Annotated in this window: 22 protein-coding genes; 4 read left to right on the top strand and 18 right to left on the bottom strand. The window is 28.8% G+C overall.

Going from position 1 to position 23,923, the window contains the following annotated elements:
* Nucleotides 1-62 precede the first annotated feature (62 nt).
* Together CPJCM30710_RS15700 and CPJCM30710_RS15695 are read right to left on the bottom strand one after the other, a co-directional pair.
* Nucleotides 63-1,526, bottom strand: coding sequence for a sucrose-specific PTS transporter subunit IIBC (locus CPJCM30710_RS15700; RefSeq protein WP_212905106.1), 1,464 nt, complete (start codon nucleotides 1,524-1,526; stop codon nucleotides 63-65).
* 638 nt (nucleotides 1,527-2,164) lie between these two features.
* Nucleotides 2,165-3,142, bottom strand: coding sequence for a LacI family DNA-binding transcriptional regulator (locus tag CPJCM30710_RS15695; protein WP_212905105.1), 978 nt, complete (start codon nucleotides 3,140-3,142; stop codon nucleotides 2,165-2,167).
* A 655-nt stretch (nucleotides 3,143-3,797) separates the two neighbouring features.
* On the opposite strand from CPJCM30710_RS15695, the gene CPJCM30710_RS17935 reads away from it, so the two are divergent.
* Nucleotides 3,798-3,965, top strand: a complete 168-nt coding sequence (locus tag CPJCM30710_RS17935) for a hypothetical protein (RefSeq protein WP_212905113.1) — start codon at nucleotides 3,798-3,800, stop codon at nucleotides 3,963-3,965.
* Nucleotides 3,966-4,212: 247 nt separating this feature from the next.
* Here CPJCM30710_RS17935 and CPJCM30710_RS15685 read toward each other — a convergent pair whose 3' ends face one another.
* The 5 genes from CPJCM30710_RS15685 to CPJCM30710_RS15665 form a co-directional block, all read right to left on the bottom strand.
* Nucleotides 4,213-5,160, bottom strand: coding sequence for an acyl-CoA dehydratase activase (locus CPJCM30710_RS15685; RefSeq protein ID WP_212905104.1), 948 nt, complete (start codon nucleotides 5,158-5,160; stop codon nucleotides 4,213-4,215).
* Entirely contained in the window at nucleotides 5,142-6,233 is a 1,092-nt protein-coding gene (locus CPJCM30710_RS15680; RefSeq protein ID WP_212905103.1) for a 2-hydroxyacyl-CoA dehydratase, read from the bottom strand. The genes CPJCM30710_RS15685 and CPJCM30710_RS15680 overlap by 19 nt, the downstream gene beginning before the upstream one ends.
* The gene (locus CPJCM30710_RS15675; RefSeq protein ID WP_407645005.1) at nucleotides 6,233-7,174 is read right to left on the bottom strand and encodes an acyl-CoA dehydratase activase-related protein; all 942 of its coding nucleotides are present in this window, start codon (nucleotides 7,172-7,174) and stop codon (nucleotides 6,233-6,235) included. The genes CPJCM30710_RS15680 and CPJCM30710_RS15675 overlap by 1 nt, the downstream gene beginning before the upstream one ends.
* 272 nt (nucleotides 7,175-7,446) lie before the next feature.
* On the bottom strand, nucleotides 7,447-8,052 hold the full coding sequence (locus tag CPJCM30710_RS15670) for a GNAT family N-acetyltransferase (RefSeq protein WP_212905101.1): 606 nt from the start codon (nucleotides 8,050-8,052) through the stop codon (nucleotides 7,447-7,449).
* A 222-nt stretch (nucleotides 8,053-8,274) separates the two neighbouring features.
* Complete coding sequence (locus CPJCM30710_RS15665; protein WP_212905100.1) at nucleotides 8,275-9,246, bottom strand: alpha/beta fold hydrolase; 972 nt, start codon at nucleotides 9,244-9,246, stop codon at nucleotides 8,275-8,277.
* 222 nt (nucleotides 9,247-9,468) lie between these two features.
* On the opposite strand from CPJCM30710_RS15665, the gene CPJCM30710_RS15660 reads away from it, so the two are divergent.
* Nucleotides 9,469-10,578: a DEAD/DEAH box helicase gene (locus CPJCM30710_RS15660; RefSeq protein WP_212905099.1), complete on the top strand. Its 1,110-nt coding sequence runs from the start codon at nucleotides 9,469-9,471 to the stop codon at nucleotides 10,576-10,578.
* Nucleotides 10,579-10,849: 271 nt separating this feature from the next.
* On the opposite strand, the gene CPJCM30710_RS15655 is transcribed toward CPJCM30710_RS15660, so the two are convergent.
* The 5 genes from CPJCM30710_RS15655 to CPJCM30710_RS15635 form a co-directional block, all read right to left on the bottom strand.
* Entirely contained in the window at nucleotides 10,850-11,488 is a 639-nt protein-coding gene (locus CPJCM30710_RS15655; protein WP_212905098.1) for a hypothetical protein, read from the bottom strand.
* Nucleotides 11,489-11,567: 79 nt separating this feature from the next.
* Nucleotides 11,568-11,726, bottom strand: a complete 159-nt coding sequence (locus CPJCM30710_RS15650) for a DUF1540 domain-containing protein (RefSeq protein WP_212905097.1) — start codon at nucleotides 11,724-11,726, stop codon at nucleotides 11,568-11,570.
* A 562-nt stretch (nucleotides 11,727-12,288) separates the two neighbouring features.
* A complete protein-coding gene (locus CPJCM30710_RS15645) occupies nucleotides 12,289-13,014 on the bottom strand; it encodes a permease (protein ID WP_246503565.1) in 726 nt (241 codons plus the stop codon).
* Nucleotides 13,011-13,493: a permease gene (locus tag CPJCM30710_RS15640; RefSeq protein WP_212905096.1), complete on the bottom strand. Its 483-nt coding sequence runs from the start codon at nucleotides 13,491-13,493 to the stop codon at nucleotides 13,011-13,013. Before CPJCM30710_RS15640 ends, CPJCM30710_RS15645 begins: the two co-directional genes overlap by 4 nt.
* Nucleotides 13,494-13,495: 2 nt before the next feature.
* Nucleotides 13,496-13,822, bottom strand: a complete 327-nt coding sequence (locus tag CPJCM30710_RS15635) for a cupin domain-containing protein (RefSeq protein WP_212905095.1) — start codon at nucleotides 13,820-13,822, stop codon at nucleotides 13,496-13,498.
* 111 nt (nucleotides 13,823-13,933) lie between these two features.
* On the opposite strand from CPJCM30710_RS15635, the gene CPJCM30710_RS15630 reads away from it, so the two are divergent.
* Nucleotides 13,934-14,614 carry a Crp/Fnr family transcriptional regulator gene (locus CPJCM30710_RS15630; protein WP_212905094.1) on the top strand — a complete coding sequence of 227 codons (681 nt, stop codon included), beginning with the start codon at nucleotides 13,934-13,936 and terminating at the stop codon, nucleotides 14,612-14,614.
* Between the two features lie 300 nt (nucleotides 14,615-14,914).
* Here the strand turns inward: CPJCM30710_RS15630 and CPJCM30710_RS15625 are convergent, their stop codons facing one another.
* The gene (locus tag CPJCM30710_RS15625) at nucleotides 14,915-17,011 is read right to left on the bottom strand and encodes a glycoside hydrolase family 97 protein (RefSeq protein WP_246503567.1); all 2,097 of its coding nucleotides are present in this window, start codon (nucleotides 17,009-17,011) and stop codon (nucleotides 14,915-14,917) included.
* Nucleotides 17,012-17,051: 40 nt separating this feature from the next.
* On the opposite strand from CPJCM30710_RS15625, the gene CPJCM30710_RS18130 reads away from it, so the two are divergent.
* Nucleotides 17,052-17,174, top strand: a complete 123-nt coding sequence (locus tag CPJCM30710_RS18130) for a hypothetical protein (protein ID WP_281413998.1) — start codon at nucleotides 17,052-17,054, stop codon at nucleotides 17,172-17,174.
* 554 nt (nucleotides 17,175-17,728) lie between these two features.
* On the opposite strand, the gene CPJCM30710_RS15620 is transcribed toward CPJCM30710_RS18130, so the two are convergent.
* From CPJCM30710_RS15620 to CPJCM30710_RS15600, 5 genes are all read right to left on the bottom strand, one after another.
* Nucleotides 17,729-19,168 (bottom strand): PTS transporter subunit EIIC, encoded by a 1,440-nt coding sequence (locus CPJCM30710_RS15620; RefSeq protein WP_246503564.1) that lies wholly within the window; start codon nucleotides 19,166-19,168, stop codon nucleotides 17,729-17,731.
* 77 nt (nucleotides 19,169-19,245) lie between these two features.
* The gene (locus CPJCM30710_RS15615) at nucleotides 19,246-20,922 is read right to left on the bottom strand and encodes a glycoside hydrolase family 13 protein (RefSeq protein ID WP_212905092.1); all 1,677 of its coding nucleotides are present in this window, start codon (nucleotides 20,920-20,922) and stop codon (nucleotides 19,246-19,248) included.
* Between the two features lie 25 nt (nucleotides 20,923-20,947).
* On the bottom strand, nucleotides 20,948-21,793 hold the full coding sequence (locus CPJCM30710_RS15610; protein WP_212905091.1) for an HAD family hydrolase: 846 nt from the start codon (nucleotides 21,791-21,793) through the stop codon (nucleotides 20,948-20,950).
* Nucleotides 21,794-22,024: 231 nt separating this feature from the next.
* Nucleotides 22,025-22,780 (bottom strand): MurR/RpiR family transcriptional regulator, encoded by a 756-nt coding sequence (locus tag CPJCM30710_RS15605; RefSeq protein WP_212905090.1) that lies wholly within the window; start codon nucleotides 22,778-22,780, stop codon nucleotides 22,025-22,027.
* Nucleotides 22,781-22,782: 2 nt separating this feature from the next.
* Entirely contained in the window at nucleotides 22,783-23,535 is a 753-nt protein-coding gene (locus CPJCM30710_RS15600) for a MurR/RpiR family transcriptional regulator (protein ID WP_212905089.1), read from the bottom strand.
* Between the last annotated feature and the right edge of the window lie 388 nt (nucleotides 23,536-23,923).

Below are 23,923 nucleotides of genomic sequence, written 5' to 3'. Positions count from 1 at the left end.
ACTATTTACTAAATTTAATACAGAAGTGACTAGGTTAATACCTAGCCCTTCTTATATATCCTCTATGCTGCATTTTCTACCTTAGCACTATCACCATTCTTTTTTTTCATAGCTTTTGAAAGTATTATTGTAACTGCAAATGTCACTCCAAATGCAATTACCATTCCAATGATGTAATGTATCATTGATTGTGGTCTTATTACTATAATTCCTGGTAATCCTGCTGGTCCTGGTGAAACTGCTAATACTTTTACTAGTGTTACATATGCAGATGCTACTGCTGAACCTATCAGCGCACCAAAAAATGGATATCTTAATTTTAAGTTAACACCGAACATTGCCGGTTCTGTAATTCCTAATAACGCTGATATACCTGAAGCCGAAGCCAAACTCTTCATCTTTGCATCTCTAGTCATTAAAATTACTGCTAAAGCTGCCGCACCTTGAGCTACATTTGACATAGCTACTACCGGGAATGTAAATGAACCACCTAAAGTTTTCATATTAGCAAGTATTTGAATTTCTGATGCTATTAGACTGTGATGCATTCCTGTTACAACTAATGGTGCATATACAAAACCAAAAATTGCTCCTCCAACAGGTCCTAATGTAGCAAATAACCATATAATTCCATTTGTTAGTGCATTACCTGCTCCTCTCATAACAGGTCCAACAACAGTAAATGTTAATACGCCTGTAACTAATACAGATACTAATGGTGTTAATAAGTTATCAAACATTGATGGAACAACTCTATGCATTTTTTGTTCAATCTTTGCTAAAATATATGATGATGCTATTATTGGTAATACTGTGCCTTGATAACCTACTTTTGCAACATGTAACCCCAATATATTCCATGAAGGAACTTTTCCTTGAGCTAAAGCTTCACCATAACCGTATCCATTTAATAAATCTGGATGAATCATAAGTGCTCCTATAACTGCCCCTAAAATTGGGTTACCTCCAAAAACTTTAGTAGCTGAGAACCCTATTAAAACAGGTAAAAATACGAATGCTACGTTTGAAAATGTATTTAACATGCTTGCTAAATCATTAAATTGTGGATAGGCTTCTACTAATGACTTTCCTTGTACAAATAGTCCCTTTGCAGTTAATATATTATTAATTCCCATCAATAAACCTGCTGCAACTAGTGCAGGTAGTATTGGTACAAATACGTCAGCTAATGTTTTTAACAATCTTTGAATTGGATTTAATTTTTTCTCTGCAACCTTCTTTAATTCAGCTTTACTGATTTCAGATATATCTGTTAGCTTAATGAACTCCTTGTATACTTCATCAACAATTCCACTTCCTAAAACAATTTGAAATTGTCCTCCATTATTGAAGTTTCCTTTTACTATCTCAATTTCTTCGATTTTCTTTATATCTATTTTATTATCATCTTGAAGAACTAATCTCAAACGTGTTGCACAATGTGCTGCACTAATAACGTTTTCTTTGCCACCAATATGTTGTAGTATTTCTTGGGCAATTTTGTTATAATCTTTTTTCTTACTCATTCTCTTTCCCCCTAACAATTCATACTTTATAACTAGTAATTTGATCAATATTATTGATAATATTCTTTTTATCTAATGTAGAATTGAAAAGATTGCCTGCATTGTATTTCGACTTGTTTACTTATTTCTTAATCCTTACAATGTGAAACGTTTCATTTTTATGTTCCATTTTACTATTAATACCAATAATAGTCAAGCACCTTTTTTCAACGTTTACATAAAAGTTATATTTTATTGGTTGTACACTTCATAAACAATTCTATTTCCTAAGATACTTTAAAATAATCCTTTTATAAGTCTAATCCTTATTTTACCTACTAATTTCCTCTTCTACTAACATAACTACTAATTTCAATAATATTATTAAATAATATTTTTATCTAATGTAAAATTGAAAAACCTGTTTTTCTTTATATATGTCTTTTTTATTTTTTGTTAATATTCAAATATGAAACGTTTCATCTTTATGTTTTTATTATATTATTACAATAAATAATAGTCAAGCACTTTTTTAACGTTTACATAGAATTTAATTTTATTGATTATGATTGGAGTTATAAGTAGCTTGATAATTTTCTAGTTTCTTATAAAGCAAAAAAGATTGCTTTATACTCTAGTTATTAACGCAATCTTTTTTCTTATTTTGTTGTATATCCTTTTATAAACTTAACTGGAAGCACAATTTCCTTTTCTACTTCCTTTTTATCTATTAAATCAATAAGTGAACTTACTGATTCTTTTGCTATTAATTCTATTGGCTGTCTAATAGTTGATATTTCAATAGTATCTTTAGCTGATGACCTACTTCCATCGTATCCAATTATTTGAACATCATCTGGAACTTTTATATTAAACTCTCTTAGTCTTTTGATAACATCTCTTGCATATTCATCAGTTATCGTAAAAATACCGTCAATTTTAATATTATTCTTAAAATTATCTATTAAGAAATTATTAAGAATAGAGTCAAATTCTTTTGATGAACCTAATGAATCACATACTTTATAGGAAATATTATTTTCCTCACAATAACCAACAAACCCCTTTTTTCTATTTCTAGTAGCATTATTTATTTTTGATCCTCTACCAATATAAGCTATATTCTTACATCCACTCTTTACAAGTTCTTCTGCTGCTAACTTTCCTCCAGTTAAATTATCACTACTTACATATGTTATACTATCGGAAAAATACCTATCTATACTAATAATAGGAATATTAGTAGATACATATTTATCAATATCACTATATGTTATAGCTATTATTCCATCCACTTTATTTTGTTTTGCCATTGTTATATATTCTAACTCACTGGATTGATTATCTTCTGAATTACAAAGAATCATTTTCATACCAAAACTACTTAAATTCTTTTCTATATTATAAGCAAGCTCACTAAAAAAAGGATTCCAAATGGTTGGTAAAATTACTGCAACACTATTTGTTCTATTCATCTTAAACCCTCTAGCATATACATCAGGCTCATAATTTAATTTCTTTATTGCATTTTCTACCATAGCTTTTGTTGCTGGTTTTACGGGTATATTATTAATGACCTTTGAGACTGTTCCTACAGATACCCCTGCTTCCCTTGCAACATCTTTTATTGTTGCCATAGAAATCTTCTCTCCTTGCTTTATATTATATTTCCAACTGAACTTTCACATAACAAAAATCAGTGACACAGTATATTTTCAATATCCAATGTAACCTCTCTAAATAACACTATTGCTTTTCTACGTTAATGATGTCATTTTAACATAATATTACATACAAAAACAACTATTTGCAATTAATCAAACAGCATAATTCCTTTAATTTAATTAACTTAATTAAATTTGAAACTACGTTAGATCTACTAATTTCCTCTAAATATATACACAAACAAAAAGCCGCATAAAATCTTTCCTTTTTTATCAATTATATTGATTTTACATACATCTTCTAAGTTATTCAGATATTATATATATATATTAACTATAATTTGTATGAAGCTAGCTTCAAAAATTCATATTAATACTATGGAAATTTAACTAACTATAATAATAAATTATTCTGTAAATAATTGCTGTAAATAAGGTGATTAAACTGTACAAAAAACTTAATATAAACTTATCTATTTTATTAATATTATTGATTATTTTCTCTTCTATTATATTAAAAAATGAAGAAATACAGATAAAAGCTGGGCTTACAATAACTTATGGAAGCGTGGTTTACACCATTCAATAATAATTAAGCTATCTCCTGACAAGGATACTGCCTTAAGAGATAAATATATGTGATCCTAAAAGTTATATCTTTATTTATGTTCATGCTTGGAGCAAAAATATGAGTAGTATTGAGAAAGTCGTAAATAAGCTAAGGGAAAACCCTAAAGTAAGAATAGTTACTTCTGAAACATTTATGAATTTGATAGAGAGTAATATTATGCACTAAGATAATATTCATAAATTTATCTCTAAAAAATCTACTTCTCTACTGGTCAGGGAGCAGATCAAACTATGTTCAAAATACAAGTATAATAAAAGGATTTGTACATAAAAATACCTAAAAAACATAAATAATATAAAAAATCTATAGAATACAAAAAAGAAGCGCTCTATTTTTACAGAGCAGCCTCTACATACTTATCCTATTATTTAGAGCTTTATTTTAAATATCCTAACCTCTCCATGATTATTTATTAAACAACTGCTCCATTATCGCATTTATTTCCCCAAGCATCAATTAAATCATTATTTTTATAAATACAAATAATTTCACAATTATTTGCACACTTTTCACATTCAATTCCTCGAGTTTCAAAATGCATTTCTGCTATACTAAAATCAAAATCTTGTTCTTTTCCTGAATTTTTAGCAACTATTGCGACACCTAATGCTCCCATTAAATGTGCATATTGATCAACATATATTTCTTCCCCTGTTTCTTCTTCAAATGCTTTTATTACTCCAATATTTTTACTAACTCCACCTTGAAATACAATTGGCGATTTTATGTTTTTTCCTTTTCCAACATTGTTCAGATAATTTGTAACAACAGCCTTACATAGACCAGCTATAATGTCTTCTTTTTTATGGCCTATTTGAGCTTTATGTACTAAATCAGATTCAGCAAAAACAGTACATCTAGCAGCTATTTTAGTTGGATTTTTTGACTTTAATGCAAATTCCCCAAATTCTTCTACATGTAATCCAAGTCTTTTTGCTTGTGATGATAAAAAAGATCCTGTTCCTGCAGCACACAAGGTATTCATTGCATAATCAACTACTATTCCATCTTCTATCAAAATAATTTTGGAATCTTGCCCTCCAATTTCAAAAATCGTTCTTACATCAGGATAAACAGAAATTGTTCCAATTGCGTGTGCTGTAATTTCATTTTTAATAACCTGTGCATTAAGAATTGTTCCTATTAAATTTCTTGCTGAACCAGTTGTTCCCACTGATTTAACTTTAATATTTTTTCCTTCAATTTGCTCTTTTAACTCATGAACTAATGTTTTTACAGCATTAATTGGGTCTGCTTCTGTCCAAATATATTTTTCTGCTATTATTTTATTATTGTCATCTATTATCACACCTTTTGTAGATATAGAGCCAATATCTACTCCTAAATAACCTTTTTCCATTTTTGTTTCTCCCTTTTCATCAAAAGCATATCATAAAATGCTTCCAATCTTGTTTTTATTCCAGTTTCAGATGTTTGTGAATCAAAACTAAAATATAATACTGGCATTTTATAGTCATTACTTATATTTTGTAACATTGGCATTGCATTTACTTCTGGAGTGCAACCAAATGGTTTCACATGTATAACCCCATCATATCCCGCTTCTGCCAACTGTTTTGTTCTTGCTACACTATCAGTACCATCAGCTCCTATTGCATATTTCAAGTATTTACCAGAAAATTTAATTAATTCTTTTTCTTTTGGGTGGTTTTTAAATAAATAAGTAACTGTTATAAACCTTGTTATTTGAATACCTTTTTTCGCTAACTCTTTTTCAATAAAATAATTACTAAATGGTTCCATAACAACATATAATTCTCCAACAACACCAACTTTAATTGGATTTTTAGGTTTATTAATTTCTATATTCCTGAATAATATATTATATTTTTTATATATTTTATCTATATCTCTAAATCCTTTAACTGTTTTTAATCTATTTAAAAAGTCTTTTTGTAACTGCTCAAAACTTCCTTCTTTAACTTCAAATCCTATATTTTCTCTAATATATTCTTCTATTTTATCTATTATTTCAGCAATTTTTAGAGTTAGTGCAAAATAATATGTGAATTTTGTAAAAGAAAGTTTTTGGTTCAACTTTTTAAATATACCATATACAGAAAAAGGATTCATATCCTCTGCATTTAAAATACTTATAAATTCAAAATCATAACCTAAATCTCTTAATATTTGCTCTTGTATTTCTCCATAGTAACCAAATCTGCATCCCCCTCCAGCTTGCACCAAGAAATTTGCTCCTTTTTCTAATGCTTCTATGTAATTTCCTAAATTATATTTAAAGGGTACACAAACAAAATCTGGGCTATACTTTGAACCCAATTCTAAAGTTTTTTTAGTTATTGGCGGTGGTGTTAAAATTTTCATATTCAATGTATGTTTTATTAAAAACTCTATTGCAATATAATAGTTTCCCATATGCGGGAAGCTAATTATTTTTTCTTTACTAGTCATTATTTTACTTCCCTCCTATTTTTCCTTTCTCTAATGATGTCAATAAAACTTTCTATTCTTGTATACAGTCCAGCTTCTCCTTGTAATTCATCTAATATAATATTTGTCATCGGTATTCCTTTAATTTTTCTAATGCATAACTCAGTTACCAAAGAATCCGGACCACAGGGAAAGGTAGAAATAAATATAATTCCATCTATTTTATTTGCATAATGTTCAATTGCACCAATTAATTCTTTATTATATGTCCAATATAAAGTCTTGGAAATTGCCTTTGATTTTTGAGATGTTTGCACCTTATTAGCAACATCTGCATATATAGGTACAATTTCAAAGCTTTTTAAATACTTAATTATTGGATATCCTAATAATCTATCATACGTATTGTATGGATGCGAAACTATTAGCATTTTCAATTTGTCAGTATTACGTAGCAACTGTTCTTGTTTTTCAGATTGCTGCTGTTCATAATATTTTTGAGCCTTTTTAGCTTTTAAATATGCCTTTAATACTGTTATATAATCTTCACCTAATAATTTTCCCATTTTCATAAACGCCTTAAATTCATTTTGATTTTCTTTTACATCTATGTTGTAGTCTAACAAATTTACATTTTTAAATGTGTTATTTACAATGTCATACATCGCATTAAATTTTGTACAAACAACTTCATTTTGACCAAAACTAACAATTCTAGGAATTAATATATAATCAACTTTATCAATTAGATAATATACATGCCCCATATAAATCTTAGCAGAAAGACAGCTTTCATCTATTGAATTACTTACACCATCCTTTAATATCTGTTTATTTGTTTCTGGACTTATTAAAATTTCACATTTTAATTCCTGAAAAAAAGTTTTCCATAAATATTTATATTTAAAATATAAAAACGCTCTTGGTATTCCTATTATAATATTTTTTTTCACAGCATCCATCCTTTCAATAAATATAACATAATAGTAATTTTAACCCAAAAAAATAACTTTATTCAAAAAATCCAACAAGACTTGATGATATAAATGGTATTATCACTGAGGAAAAACCTAATCCTAAAGTATGTCAAACAATAAAAAAACATAATATTGATTTGATTATTTGGCTATGTTTTAGATTATGACAATTTTAAAGGGAAGCCATTTTAGGGCTTCCCTTAATTTACATTTTAAGAATATTATGAATTAACTATTTAATAATTTGTTGACATCTATTACAATTGAGTATCAGTAATATGTTTTTCCTTATATGGAAACTGTTTTTCGAAAATATTTAATTCTTCCTTATCTATTTCAAAAACAGAATCCTCGTAATACTTGCCTGAAATTCCTTCAAGTGAACCTTCATATAATTCTAATGACATGAACTCTTCAAAATTAGCTCCCCAAGATGTTTGAATATTATACCTCTTAGCATTTTCAAAACCAAAGCGATGATAATAGTTTGAATTACCAAAAATAACGATTGCATTATAACCTAATGTTTTGGCAACTTTAATAGAATGTTTCATAAGTAGAGTTCCAATTCCTTTACCTTGATAAGAAGGCAATACCCCAAGAGGACCCATGCACAGAATTTCAAACTCCTCATTATTTTCATTAATTACCTTTGCAATTGAGTAAATTATATTGCCAACAATTATTTCTTCATCACATGCAACAAAATCTAATTCTTGGATAAATACATTTGCCTTTCTGATTTTATGGATAATTAAATGTTCATCACAACCAGGTTTATATACATCCCAAAATGCCTCTCTGGTCATATTTTCTACATTTCTAAAATCATTTTCATTTTCTAATCTAATTGATATATTCATTTTTTTATATCCTCCAATGCTATCTTATACTACCAAATAGAGGATTTATAACTTCATAGTTTAAAGCTTTCCTCCCCTATCTGTGAAAACTTATAAAAACAGTATAAAACGCTCACACAAATCACTCCTTTTATTATTTATAGAAATATTATAAAGTTTAATTTAATAATAGTAAATATTGTAAAAGTAATAAAACTGACCAAGCTCGATGCCTGGTCAGTTTTAGTCATAATTGTCAATAAATCTCAAAGTATCATTTTTTATCTTTTTTCTACAAAGCACAATACCTGAATGTCCACAATCATAATTATGTCTTTCTGGGCGATTCCAACCTTCCCACAACTTATTAGTGTCATCTTCTAAAACATATTTATCATATTTCCCTGATATTAAAAGTATTTTTTCTTTATTTATTAATGGCTTTCTTAAAGTTGGATTTATTATACGCCAGCTATTATTCAACATATCCTCATTGAAATGATTTTTGTTCAAGTCTTTCTTTATATATTTTCCTGGTACTGAATTATGTATCGTATAAGAAAGGTCATTAGCATAAAATAAAGAAATTAATAAATCTAAATCTTTTTCTGTCTCGGCAACCAGATTGGCTACTTGTCCACCCAAACTCAAACCAATTAATATTACTTTTCCTTTACTATTTTGCTTAATATAACTTATTAAAGCTCTAATATCGCTTACTGACTGCTGTACTGATTTAAGAGTTCTATTAACGTTAGCACTTAGGAAATACTCTCCACTATATAGCGATTCTTTAGGGCATCTATCCATATGAAAAGGTAGTATATAGTTATAAATATTATATTTTCGTTTTAGAAAACTCTTTAGAAATATTTTATCTAAGTTATGAAAACTTTCTGAGCACCAACCATGTATCAATATAACATTGTTTTTATCCTTCTCATTTCTTTTATAATTTACAATAGCATATTTATTGCATTCCTCATTATCAACTTCACTTAAAAATTTTAATTTACCATATGAATACTCTTCTTCAAACCTATTCTCTTCAAAAAATATTTGTGGCAAATTAGGTTTAGCATAAAATTTTAAATAATCACTGTTAAAATCTAAAACCTGATTTTCATCATAATAAAACTGTGTTTCTTTACTGTAGTTTTTGTGAAAATTAAATAAACCATAATTATCGCATACCCTTGCAATTATATTTCTCAAATCTACCACCTTACCTCTATTCTAAAACTGTTTTAACCAAATACATATACTAAAATAATAAAACTTTATTTTTAGAAAATCAATTTATGTATTAGAAATCCACTATTTTTTCATTAAACTGATAATACTAATAGTATATATTAGTATTAATTCTAACAGTATGATATTATTAATTGACTTAACGAAATAAAAATACATGTTACTAATGAAAGGTAGGAAATAATGAATTTTAAAGAATTAGGAATTAGTGAAGATATAATACAGGTGTTAAAGAATACAGGTATTACTAAACCAACTGTAATTCAACAAGAGAGTATTAGATTTATTAAAGAAGGAAGAGATGTTATAGCAGAAGCACAAACTGGTACTGGAAAAACTCTTGCATTTTTGCTTCCTATTTTTGAAAATATATCACCTAATATAAATACAGTTCAAGTATTGATTGTATCTCCTACAAGGGAACTTGCTATTCAATTAACTGAGGTAGCAATGAAACTTAAAGAAGCTAAAGATATAAATATCTTAGCAGCATATGGCGGTAAAGATATAGGATCCCAACTAAAAAAATTAAAGGGGAACATTCACTTAATTATTGCAACTCCAGGTAGACTTTTAGACCATCTTAGGAGAAAAACAATAGATCTTAGCAAATTAAAAACCTTAGTATTGGATGAAGCAGATCAAATGCTATTTATGGGATTTAAAAATGAAGTTGAGGCTATTATAAAAGAAACAAATAAAAAACGTCAGACACTTTGTTTTTCTGCAACTATGGATTCTCAAGTTAAAAAATTAGCCTATAGATATATGAATGATCCTTTAATGGTAACTGTGAAAAAAGAAGAAGTTACACTTAATAATATTAAACAGCATGTAGTAGAGACCACAGACCGAAGAAAACAAGATGCTTTATGTAAGGTTTTAGATGAGGATAATCCATTTATGGCTATCATATTTTGCAGAACAAAGAGAAGAGCAGACAATCTTGAAGTTGCACTTCATCAACGTGGCTATAACTGTGAAAAGTTACATGGTGATTTAATTCAAGCAAAACGTGAAAGAATAATGAAAGCTTTTAGAAATGCAGATATTCAGTATTTAATCGCTACAGATGTAGCAGCTAGAGGATTAGACGTAAGTGGAGTTGGCCATATATATAATTATGACATTCCAGAAAATGTTGAGACATACATACATCGTATTGGTAGAACAGGAAGAGCTGGTGAAACTGGATACACTTGTCTATTTATTGATCCAAAAGATCAAAGAACCTTAGAAGAAATAGAGAAAACAATAAAATTCAAGATACCTAGAAGAGAGTTAAATATATAAGTTTTGAGTCTATAAATAAATTCAGGATCTGTAAATAATTTTGTGTAAGACTCAATAAATTATATATTTGGATATACTAGTTAGAGTTGTTAGGATTGTAGTTATTAAGAAGCTACAATCCTATTTATATTTATATTTAATTTTAATTTCTATAAATTGAGTACTAGAAATAGTCCTACGGACGTACCTAAAGGCAGTCGAAGGACAATTCTTAAATTATATTGCCATCAATTTCTTCTGTTGGTGATTAATACACTAATTTTAAAACTTTTTATTTGTTTCTAACTTGAAATCCATCATCTGAAGTTACTATTTTTATATTTAAAACGTTAAGAAGTTTTTCTAAGCTCTTAACCTGATTAATGTATTTAATGTTATTTTTATTAACCAATAGCTTTATTACTTTTATAATATCTTTTTTTTGATCTGCATTAAGTGTAATATCATCTTTTAAGCAACATCGATTAATATAAGTTAATGTAGTCCAAATTTGTTCTTCTGTAATTTTATTAATGTCTATAAGCACCCAAGTGAAATCTTTTCTTCTAGCATTTGCTGGATATGCCTCTTTAAAAAATTCTATAAAGTAATTGATTGGCTTTGGATCTTTTTCTTTAACATATTTTCCCAGTTGTGCTTTTAATTGATTTTTTAAATACATTATTGTATTGACTTTAATAATACTACCTAGTTCCTCTATACTATTATAAATCAATGTGTATGTACCTTGTATCTGCTCACTTGTTATATTATCCTGTTTAAGCACTTTCGTAATACTTATGTATTCTAATATGTTTTTTTTAGAATTCAAATCTTTATTATATAATACTTTCCAGATTTCCTTTGCATCTAATCCTTCTAAATCCGTATTCACTTTTATTTGTGATTTATTATTAGTATCAGTATTCATCGTATACCATCCTTTTTTAGTTTATTATAGCATATATAAATAAAAATACTGCCTATTTAACTAGGCAGTACTTAAGATTTTATTTAAATTCAAAACTTCCACAATCAGTTTTCTCAGTTGAATTAGCTAAACTTCCATGTTTTGTAACTTGAATTTTGTTTAAAGCACAATATTGTCCTTCTTTGCTATGATTTTTGCATTCTGTAACTATACATCCAATACTTTCATTCTTTTCCATAGTCATTTCCTCCTAAAGAATAATTATAAAAGATACAATCTTAGTTTTAACTTATAATAAAATTTTATCCGAATAAAATACTTCCTTTTCAGGTTATGTTTAAAAAGGATTGATACTAATAGTATACTCATTTATGATAAACTTATTTAAGATATATAGTTGTAGTCCGTGTATACTGAATATTAGAAAGTTGTGTAAAATCTATAAAAAACTTAAATTTAATACTAAACTAGAGCTATACGTAAAAGAGATCTCATTTTTTCATGAGACCCCCTTCTAAATTTCGTATTAACTTATAGATATACAACTTCATAAGTGAATGTATAATTAATAAAAAAGCATTGCATGTCGAGGCTATTTTTATTAATTATTTAAGGATTGAAGTTGTGTATCCCTATTGGAAACTCTATCAAGATTTAGTTTCTTTATTTTTATTTCTATTATTGTTTTATATATTTCTATTATTGTTTTATATATAGTAGAAAACTAATATCTCCACCTGTTCATTTTACTCTGTGCTAGTCTCTTCCCATTACTCTACTTGTTCTATTTCGTGAAAAAATCATTTAAAATATATAGCTTTAGCAGGACATTTTTGAATTATATTAGTTATTTGATCTTTAGTCTCTGGTGTGATTTCTTCATTACAAACCTTTGCTTTTCCATAAACTAACATAAAGGTATTAGGATATAATTTAGTGCATAATCCACATCCTATACAATACTGCTCTTTAACATCTAATACTCCATCTTTATTTCTCTCTACTTTATCTTCAGAACGTATATCTTCTTTTTTAACCACTGATGATACAAGATATCCCATTATAAAAATTGAAATTGTAGTTAATATCCATCTTATGCCCATGAATTTTACACCTAAAAATTTTGATTCATTTGCTAGCATTGGTACTTTAATAACAGCCCACGTACTTATTATTATTACAACATTTGAAATACTTGCTCCCTTTTTAAGCAGCATCTTACAAACAGGAAAAGCTGCATAAACAGGACCTGCTGAAAAACTTCCTAGAAGGAAGGAAAAAACTGCACCTTTAACTCCAGAATTTTCACCAAACCCTTTCATTATTGTCTCTCTTGGAACCCATGCTTCTATTAGAGAAGTCAAAATGAAAATAACTGGCATAATTTGCATCATCTCTAAAACATAGTACCCACTGTTTTTACCTGATTGGATTGCTTTTTGTGGCATCACGATTAATAAAATTGAATATGTTAATACAACTAAAAATAGAAGTTTATTCTTTTTTAATGACTTAGCTACATTCACATTAATCCCCCCATTACAAATGAAATAACTAGAGCAAAAACAAAACTTAAGGAATTTCTAACTATTGTAAACTTTAATCCAAACTCCTGTTTTTCAAGGGGGAATGTTACAACTCCGACCATAGTTAAAGTAGTTAAAAATGCAATGGATGGAATCATACTTACACCAGCATCAACAAGGGAACCAACCAGTGGAAACGCTACAAAAGCTGGTATTAAGGTAATGCATCCTAAAACAGCAGAAATTATTGTAGACGTAAAAATGCTGTATTTACCCATAACCTCTTTTATAGTTTCTGGCGGAATAAATGTAAGTATAAGACCTATAAGAAGCAATATTGCTAATATTTCTCCTAATATGTTTTTCATCATACCTCTTGCCATTTTCATAGAGTTAAAAGTTTTATTTTTATCTTTAATCATTGATACTATAAATGCAATACCTGTAATAATCCAAAGGGATAAAGTTAATATATCCACTATTATTTACCTCCCAAGGCCCTTGGATTAGGTGATTTCACCACAAAAAGTTCAAGCACTTCTTCGTCAAAATTATTCACATTCATTTTTGTATGGTAAGGTATATTAATAATTTGTCCCTCCCCATACTTTTGAGGCTCTTGTTCATCTAATTTTAAAGTCAATGTTCCTCTTATTATGATCATATACACATTAGAATTTGAATAATGCTCTGGTAATCCAGTTCCTTTTATAAAAGTCATGTGGTTTAATGCAACATTATCGTCATCCACTAACTTTTCTACTAACTTTTCATTTACATTCTTGTACTGATAAACTTTTTCTAACATAAATATTCCCCTTTCAAAGTACATTTTTCTATATTATAATTTTCTGTAATATAATTCACAGTAACCATGGTTACTAATTGAATAATTTGTATAATTGTTAGGAGAATTCTTATGAATATAGAAAATTATATTGGCATACTTAAGCATATAGATTTATTTAAAGGGTTTTCTTCTGAAGAACTTTTTTCACTATTTACTAATCAAACATATAAAATTGAAAAGTATACAAAAAACAGTGTTATCCATTTTCAAAATGAAAAATGTGAAACTTTAGACATTATATTAAAAGGTACTGTTATAGTTCAAAAAATTGATTTAAATGGAAATGTTCTTACCATATCTACATTTAATCCAGGAGATGTCCTAGGTGGTAATTTACTTTTTGCAAATAATAACATCTATCCAATGACAATTGCTTCAAAATCTGACTGTATAATTCTTCATGTAAATAAGAACTTGATACTTAACCTTTGCCAAAAAAATAAAACCTTCTTGATTGAGTTTCTTCAGTCCATATCTGACAAAACCTTAATATTAACTAATAAAATTAAATCTATATCTATGAAAACTATAAGACAATGTATAATTGAGTTTCTAACATACGAATATTATCATCAAAAAAATGCTGTAATCAAACTAGAAATTTCAAAAAAAGAATTAGCTGAAAGAATTGGCGTGCAAAGACCTTCTCTTTCTCGAGAATTAAATAAAATGAGAAATGATAGGTTAATAGATTTTAATGCTAATTCTATAACTATAAAGAACTTTGATATTATAAAGAATAAGTACTAAAGGGTAAAAAATAACATTACTAAATTAATGTGCTCAATGAAAATAGAAGATAATACTTATGTAACTTCTTTTTTAATTCCAGTAGCTGAACAACTCTATTGAATTTTAGTTAGATTCTACTTTGTGAAATGATAACAAGAAGGGTTGTAAGAGATAACGCCCTTCTTGTTTTTATTTATAATCAATTAAGTCGTAATATATAAGTTATAATAACTGATTCTCCTGTTTTAGGGATTGACGAAGTCGCAGAGCTATATGATAAGAAAAAAGGTTAAAGATGATGCTGAATAATTTATAAAACTAGCAATAAAGAGGAATGAAATTTACTTCATCCGTATTAGCTGGTCGGATACGAATAGCTTGCCCGCCTCCAGGTGCTAGTCTCAATCTTAATATAGTGTTTCTATCAACAATTATTTTATAAATATCTATGGGATACGGATTGCTCTTCCAATCAGCGTCAGGACCATCGGCGTATATTTCAGCTACATATTTCTTATATGGTTCAAGAAATGTGAGTTTTGCCTCAAGTGTACGTCCATTCTCGTCAGTTATACTGCCTAAGTACCAATCTTCACTATTTCTATCCTTACGAACAATAGTGACATAATCACCAATTTCTCCGTTCAATACCTTAGTATCTTGCCAATCAGTAGATACGTCTAATATGAATTGAAAAGCATCACGATGTTTTTCGTAATTCTCCGGCAAATCAGCAGCCATTTGTAGTGGACTATAAATGACTACATAAAGTGCTAGTTGTTTAGCTAAGGTACCATAAACCCTATTTTTAGGCCTATATTCTTTATAGATCAGATTCACAATCCCTGGTGTATAGTCAAAGGGACCAGCGAGCATTCTAGTAAATGGAATGATAGTGGTGTGATCTGGAGGATTTCCTCCATCTGGACTCCCTGCGTCATATTCCTGTCCTCGTGCACCTTCACGAGTCATCATATTCGGATAAGTACGCCTTTCTCCTGTATCTTTAATGGGTTCATGTACATCCAAACTAATGTGATATCTAGCTGCAATCTCTACTACTTTTCTATAATGGTTCACCATATATTGTCCATGATGCCATTCCATACCTAAAAGATTGCCTTGATCATCTAGACGTTTAACTTGAGGATCCCAACCTACGTAGCCTGTTTTTACAACATCTATTCCCAACTTTTTATACAGAGCAAAAGCCTTTTCCATCTGACGTTCGAAATTCTGAATAGCAGCAGCTGTCTCCATATGTCCGATTATTTTCACTCCTTTTTTGGCAGCATAGGAAGTCACTTCTACTATGTCATAGTCTTCATATGGAGTTGTAAAATCAAACTGTTCACCATGTTTTGTCCAATCATTATCCCAACCTTTATTCCACCCCTCAACCAATACCATTGGAATTCCATACTTAGCAGCAAAATCAATATATCTCTTAGCATTTTCAGTAGTTGCACCATGTTTAGGACCAGAGCCCCAAGTATATTTACCAAGATGCATTCCCCACCAGATACCTACGTATTTACCTGGTTTTGCCCATGAAACATCCCCTAATTTGTTAGGTTCATTGAGATTTAAAATTAAATAGGATGTGATCAAGTCGCCTGGATTTTCTGCAATTTGTATAGTACGCCAAGGGGTTTTAAAAGGAGTAGATCCTTTTACTTTAACACCATCTGACCAAGGAACAAGATCAGCTGCAAGCGTATTATTCTGAAGAGGCATTAATGCCATAGAGGCATAGTCTTTCAGATTAGCCTCGTGAATACTAATGTACAGTCCATCAGGGGTCTTCATGGTTAATGGTGTATGGACAGCGAAGGACGGGGAGATAGAGCTTATAGGAGTATTTCTATAAAGGTATTCATAACGGTTTTTTTGGAATGCAGGAATCCACCATGCCTCATTATCATCGGTTAGTACAAATTCAGTTTCCTCCTCCATTATTTCAAAATCAGATATATTTTCTTGCTCAGGCAATTCGTAGCGAAATCCTAGGCCGTAATTGTATACGTGAAAGATTAAGGTCATTCTACGACGAGTTTCGGTAGTTTCTTCAAGATCCACTCGAAATTCATTGTAATTATTGCGAATTTCTTTTACTTCGCCCCAGGGCTGGGTCCAGGTTTGATCAAAACTGTTGCATTTGCTAGAAGTAATGATAAAGTTCTTATTAAGTGGTTCTGCATCCTTGAAGGTAAAACCAAGTTTCGAATAGTTAATAATATCTTTGTTAGAATATCTGACACTGTAGTACGGAAAGCCACTCTTTAATATAAAATTGACTTGAATTCTTCCATCTGGTGAAAAAACATAGAAATTACTATCATTATCCCCTGTATTGCTTTTCTGTTCAGTACTATATGATTTTAAGTATTCATTTTCCGCTTCTAAATTTGACATGTATATATAATCTTTATGATTGAAAAAATAAGCGGGTATTTTGAGCAGTTGGCCAACGAATAGAACTGGACAAAATAATCCATTAATCATTAGTACAGTATTAACTGTAGTGTTAAACTTCTTTGCAATAGAATATAAAGTATCTTCACGATTAACTCTATAAATGATAATAGGAATACTTTTCACTCGTGATCTCCTTGTTATATTTTTCACCCCAGTATATGGTATTAATAATTTTAAAATACATGCATACATATTTTATGATATGAATTTTGTTATAAATAATATACGTAAAGCCTTATATATAGATACACAACTTCATAATTAAACTTATAATTCATGAAAAAGCATTGTATTTCGAGGCTATTTTTATGAATTGTTTAATGATTGAAGTTGTATATCTTTAGTACCATTACATATAAGACAACTTATACTGTTATCAAAGTTAATTAAGAAAAATAATATATACAGCAAACGCTACATAAAATTATAATCGCCAGCTTAGAAAAGTAACCAAAATATTATTGAATAAATATAAAATAAAGGTTGGAACATTGATTTCAGCTCCAACCTTATAAACTAAGCATATCTTTTATGAAGTTTACACCAAAGTCTTAACAGACTTCTTGGCTTTCTAAATATATAAGACAACCTTCTCCATCTAAAGAAGATATCAGCTCATTATCAGTAATTTCTAAAGAAGCACGGCAGCCTATACTATTTATCTGCTTTCATTACTTCTTCTGGTACTGCAAACATCCATGTTAAAGTAAAAGATAGAATTAATGCAAAAGCTGCAATGGCTGCGTATAACAGAAATTGTTTCCAATCATAAATATACATTAATAATGATGGAATACCACCAAGTCCGTATGAATTGGATTTCACATTAAATAGAGATAATAAAGCACCACTAATACCTGAGACCATAAGCATTATATACATTGGTTTTAAACTATATCTCATAACAACTCCAAATAAAGCAGGTTCACTAATACCTAATAATTGTGAAAGTACAGCACTAACTCCAGTTACTTTTGCTGACCTCTTTTTTGCTTTCACTGTGATACCTAAACATGTACCAGCATTAGAGAATGCATACATAGCACATAGAGTGATTAAAGGATTGAATCCTGTTGTAGCTAATAAAGAAGTTTCAATCATAATATAAGTGTGGTGTAGTCCAGTAAGAACTGCTAAAGGATAAGTTAATCCTATCATAAATCCACCAATTCCAAATGGAAGATGAACAAGACTTTGAATAACTGAAACTAATCCAAGTTCAACTATGTGTAATGCAGGTCCTAAAATTAATAATGAAACAATCATCATAATTAACAATACAAAGAATGGAGTAAACATTAAATCTAATACATCAGGCATAATTTTTCTTAAACGTTTTTCTAATTTTGCACCAAGAATACCAGTAATTAATGCAGTTAAAACACTACCTTGATAACCAACAAGTGGTATAAATCCAAATGCCATAATTGCTTTTACGCCACTATTAGGATTTGCCACAGCATAAGCATTTGGGAGTGCAGGTGAAACTAACATCAGACCTAATATAAGTCCGATTATTGGCATCCCTCCAAATGTTTTAAATGCTGACCAACAAATTACTGCTGGTAAGAAAGCAAATGCTGTTTCTGTTAATACAGCAACTAATGTAAGTAAATATGGAGGAATATTAGCTGTAGATGATCCAAACATAGCTAATACATTATCATTAAATAATACACCTTTTAACCCTAGGAATAACCCAGTTGCACCTAATATAGGAATAATAGGTATAAATACATCTGCTAATATTCTCATTAATCTTTTTAATGGGTTGCTATTTTTATCAACCATTTCTTTTTGTTCTTCTTTAGTACTAGTAGAAATACCAAGCTTTTGAATTTCACTATATACTTTATTTACAATTCCAGTACCTAAAATTATCTGATATTGTCCAGAAGTAAAGAATACTCCTTTAACTTGATCTACTTTTTCAACGTTTTCATCATTGATAATATTTCTATCTTTAACAATGAGACGTAATCGAGTGGCACAATGAGTTGCTGAAAGAATATTTTCACTGCCACCAACACATTGTATGAGCTCTTTTGCAATTTTTTCATACTTGTTTTCCATTTTACCAATCTTGTTTTCCATCTCAGTAATCCTCCTTTTCAAAACCCTTTTTTATGTGGAATTATTGTTATTGGAATAATTTTATTAGTATCTATCATTTAAACCTTTTCTGTTGCAATTAATACTAACTGAAACGGCTTTAAGTTGATTTCTTGTTCAGTTATAGAAATTGTATCGTAATTGTTTAATACTATATCAGTACTTTTTATAGGTAAAGATATAGATTGAGATTTATTAGAAAAGTTAAATACACAGACAATATTTTGATTTTCATAACATCTTTGGTAAGCAATAATATCATCAATATCAATGTCTAATGGAAGGATGTCACCGTATATTAAACAGTCAGAATATTTTCCATTTTGTCTAATTTGGATAATTTTTTTATAGAATTCTAATACAGAATCTTTTTTATTTTCTTCTGCCTTTAAATTTATCTCTGTATAGTTTTCGTTTAATTTAATCCATGGGGTACCTAAACTAAAGCCTGCATTTTTTGTATCATCCCAATGAAATGGAGTACGTCCATTATCTCTACTTCTTAAATTAACTATGTGTAAAGCTTCCTCTTTGCTGAATCCTTCTTCAAGTGAACGATAATACTGATCAATACTAGATAAATCGTTAAAATCATCAATTGAAGTTCTTTCAAAATTAGTCATACCAATTTCTTGTCCTTGATAAATAAAAGGTGTTCCACGTAGGAAGAAAAATAGAGCAGCCAACATTGTTGTAGAGTAATAATTTCGATCTTCTTCTTTGATATACTTACTAATTGATCTAGGTTGATCATGATTTTCTGAAAAGATTGCACCCCAACCAACTTTTTGCATTTCTAATTGACTCTTAAAAATACGATCTCTTAATTCTTTAATAGTCCAATTTCTTCTCTTAAACCATTCACTCCCTGATTCTACATCTAAATCAGCATAGGAAAAATCAAATATCATAGAGAAGTAACCCTTTTCTCCAATAAAATCTTCTAGTTGATCATATGGAACTCCAGGAGCCTCTCCAACTGTAACGCAATCATATTTACTAAATGTTTTTTCTTTTAGTTCAGTTAAGAATTTTTCTATTCCTTTTTGGTTTCGCGCACATTTTGTAACTTTAGCTAAACCATCAACTCCATCTGAAGGAATACTTTCATATGATTGATCTTTTTTAATAAAAGTAATTGCATCAACACGGAAACCAGCAAGCCCTTTATCAAGCCAATAATTTACCATATCATATAAGTCATTTCTAACTTTTTCGTTTTCCCAGTTTAAATCCGGCTGCTTTTTACTAAAAACATGAAGATAATACTCATTAGTATCTTTAACTTTTTCCCATACAGATCCACCAAAGATAGATCTCCAATTAGTTGGCTCTTCTCCATCTTTGCCTTCCTTGAAAATGTAATAATCTTTATAAGGACTATTAGGATTATTAATGGCATCTTGAAACCAAGGATGTTCGTCAGATGTATGATTTATAACTAAATCTAAGATAATTTTAATATTTTTTTTCTTTGCTTTTTCAATCAATTCATCTAAATCTTCCATTGTTCCAAACTCAGGATTAAGCTGATAGTAATCAGAAATATCATAACCGTTATCATCCATTGGTGATCTATAGATTGGACAAAGCCATAGCATAGTAACTCCTAAATCACTAAGGTAATCTAATTTTTCTGTAATTCCCTTAACATCTCCTATTCCGTCTCCATTAGAATCATAAAAACTTTTTGGATATATTTGATATATAACTTCTTTTTGCCACCATTTTTTCATTATGTTGCACTTCCTTTCTTTATGTCTATATTAATTGCATTCGTTTTAATTCTTTATAAATGCCATCATCAGTAACAGGTTCACAAACAGATTTTGCTTTTTCTTTTAGGGCATTTATAGCGTTTCCCATTGCAACTCCATGATTAACAACCTCTAGTAAGTCTAAATCATTCATGCTATCTCCGAAAGCAATTGTATTCTTTTTTGATATATTCAAATACTCACAAACTTTTTTAACTGCACAACCTTTATTAAACCCTTTCATAACTATTTCTGCATTGAATACATCGCCTGAAGGTGATTCATGTGAAATAAGCTGAAATTCATTTCCAATAGATTTTCTTATAAGTTCAACTTGTTGGATTTGATGAGAAATAAAACAAATTTTACTAATAGGAGATGTATTAACATTAAACTCGCTCATAGTATCTGCATATTGAATTTTTTCTCTCTCATCCATTAATTTTTCCATTTCAGAATTTTGTTTTCCCCTTAAAACTTTTACATTATCAGAGAGGTAATCTGCCATCTTTTTGGTCATATAAACTTTATATCTTGATTCAAGGCTATAGCTGATTTTGTTTTCCTCTAAAGTTTTAATAACTTTTTTTAATAAAGATACTGGAATATACTGTTCTAATAAAATTTTATTCTTAAATTCAATATGAGAACCTCCGCCAGCTATGATACCATCAAATCCCATTGCAATAATGTCATCTTGAATCATATCTCTAGTTCTTCCTGTGCTAATACAAACTACATGACTATTTTCTTTTAAAGTCTTAATTGATTCGATAGTTGATTCTGGAACTCCAAACATAGGATCACTTAATGTTCCATCAATATCGAAAAATATAATTTTCTTATCCATTTAACCTCCTTGTACTTCTTATAATTTAATAACATTGTATTGTATTTTAAATACGATGTTTTAATTATACTTAAGTTGCTATTATTTTATGGCAACATATCTGACAAGCCTATAGTAGCACCGTAAAGAAACGATTACAATACATAAACCTTATTTAGAAACTATGTGTATTTTTAGTTCATATTTTTACAAAATGAAAATATGTGCATAAAAAAAAGCATGAATTTTACTTCATACTCCACTCAAATATAATTGATATTTTAAGAATAAGATTTCAATTAAAATAAAATATGGCGTTGTGGTTTCATAATTTAATACAGAATCAATATTTAATGATGTTGTATTAATGTATAAATTTTCATCACTTAGAAGTGCTAATTCATTATTTTTTAATCTAGTAATAGAAATCATCGGAACATTCTTCATATTTAACTTCCTTGCCATATTAACAACTACAGGAGATTCTCCGGATAGTGAAACTATTATCATTAAATCATTTTCTGTAGCTACATGTACTAAACTATTCGTAGTATCATCACCAGTAATTACGTAAAAACATTTTTTAATAGATAAGAAGATTCTTTTTATTTCATCAGCGACTGCTTTTTGAGCATTTCCACTACCATAAATAAATATTCTATTAGCATTTTCCATCAATTGAAAAATACTATTACAATCCCTTTTCTTCATATCATCAATCAGTTTATGATAACATTCGCATACTGTTTCTAAGTAATCTAAGCAACAAATCTCTTCTTTTTCATCATGTTCCAATTTTAATCTGGATTTTAACTCACTAAAGCCATTAAGAGAAAGCTTTTTTGCAAAACGAAATAATGTTGCTTTAGAAACATTACAATGATCAGCGAACTCATCTATAGTGTATTTAAAACATACATCTTTATGATTTAAAATAAACTGCCATATGTACATATCATTTGAATTTAGAGTGTTATGATATTTATTAACCAATTCATCAAGTTTCATATCTACTTTCCTTCCTGATAGTTCATATATTTTATAAATAATATCTCTAATAAAATATAAAATAGAGTTGTTGTTTCATAATTCAAATTATTTATTCCTTTTGCAAAGGTAGTGCCAACGTACAAATTTTCATCACAAAGTTTTGCTAGTGAATTATCTTTTAGGCGAGTTAAAGAAATAGTAGGAATATCAATAACTTTCATTTTTTTTGCTATATTTAATGCACTCTCTGTCTCCCCAGATAATGATATAATAAACATTAAATCTTTGTTGGTAAATGTTTCTGAAAGCAAATAAACTTCCCCAATATCAAACAGCTCATAAAAACATTTTCCTATAGTTAGAAATATACGTTTTAATTCATGTGCTTCAGACTTTTGGGCATTCCCTGTTCCAAAAATAAAAATACGATCTGCATTATAGATTTTTTCGCAAACATTAGATAAGTCTTTCTTTTTGAAATCTTCAATTACCTTGTGAAAATTATCACATATAAGATCCAAATTTATATTATTTTTTGATTCTAATTCTTGATGATACATTTTTATATATAATTTTAAATCCGCAAAACTATTTAAAGAAAGTTTTTTTGCGAATCTTAAAATTGTAGCTCGGGAAACATTACATTCATTTGCTAATTCTTCTGCAGATAAGCTATTGCATTTCTCAATATTGTTTTTAATATATTTCCAAATTAAGCGATCATTTTCACTTAAATCTTCAAAATATATATTAATTAGTTTTTCTAATTTCATAATTGTGCACCTTTCATAATGTTTATGTTAAATATATTTAGAGATCCAAGTTTTTTAATAAAAAGTGGATCATTTGATGTATGCTATAGATACACAACTTCATAACTAAACTTATAATTCATAATATATAAGTTCATATTCAATTGAAGTTGTTTATCTTTAGTTAATAATTTATATAATTCCAATGAAAATTATAGCACAATTTAAAATTATTTTTTATAATGCATAAAGTTTTATGTAATATAGCTTATCAAATAGCAAATAAATATCCTCCGGCCTAGCCGGAGGTTTTTCATTAACGGGCGTAGCCCTTTATTACTAGCCACGCCTAAAGGGCGTCTGTACGATCTGCCACACGCGATTTATCTGTTACTTGCTACCCGTGAAC

It is taken from the genome of Clostridium polyendosporum (assembly GCF_018332455.1).
GTDB classification, from domain to species: Bacteria; Bacillota; Clostridia; order Clostridiales; family Clostridiaceae; genus Clostridium_AY; species Clostridium_AY polyendosporum.
The sequence above is the reverse complement of the archived record's forward strand: the minus strand, read 5'-3'. Positions and strand labels throughout refer to the sequence as shown.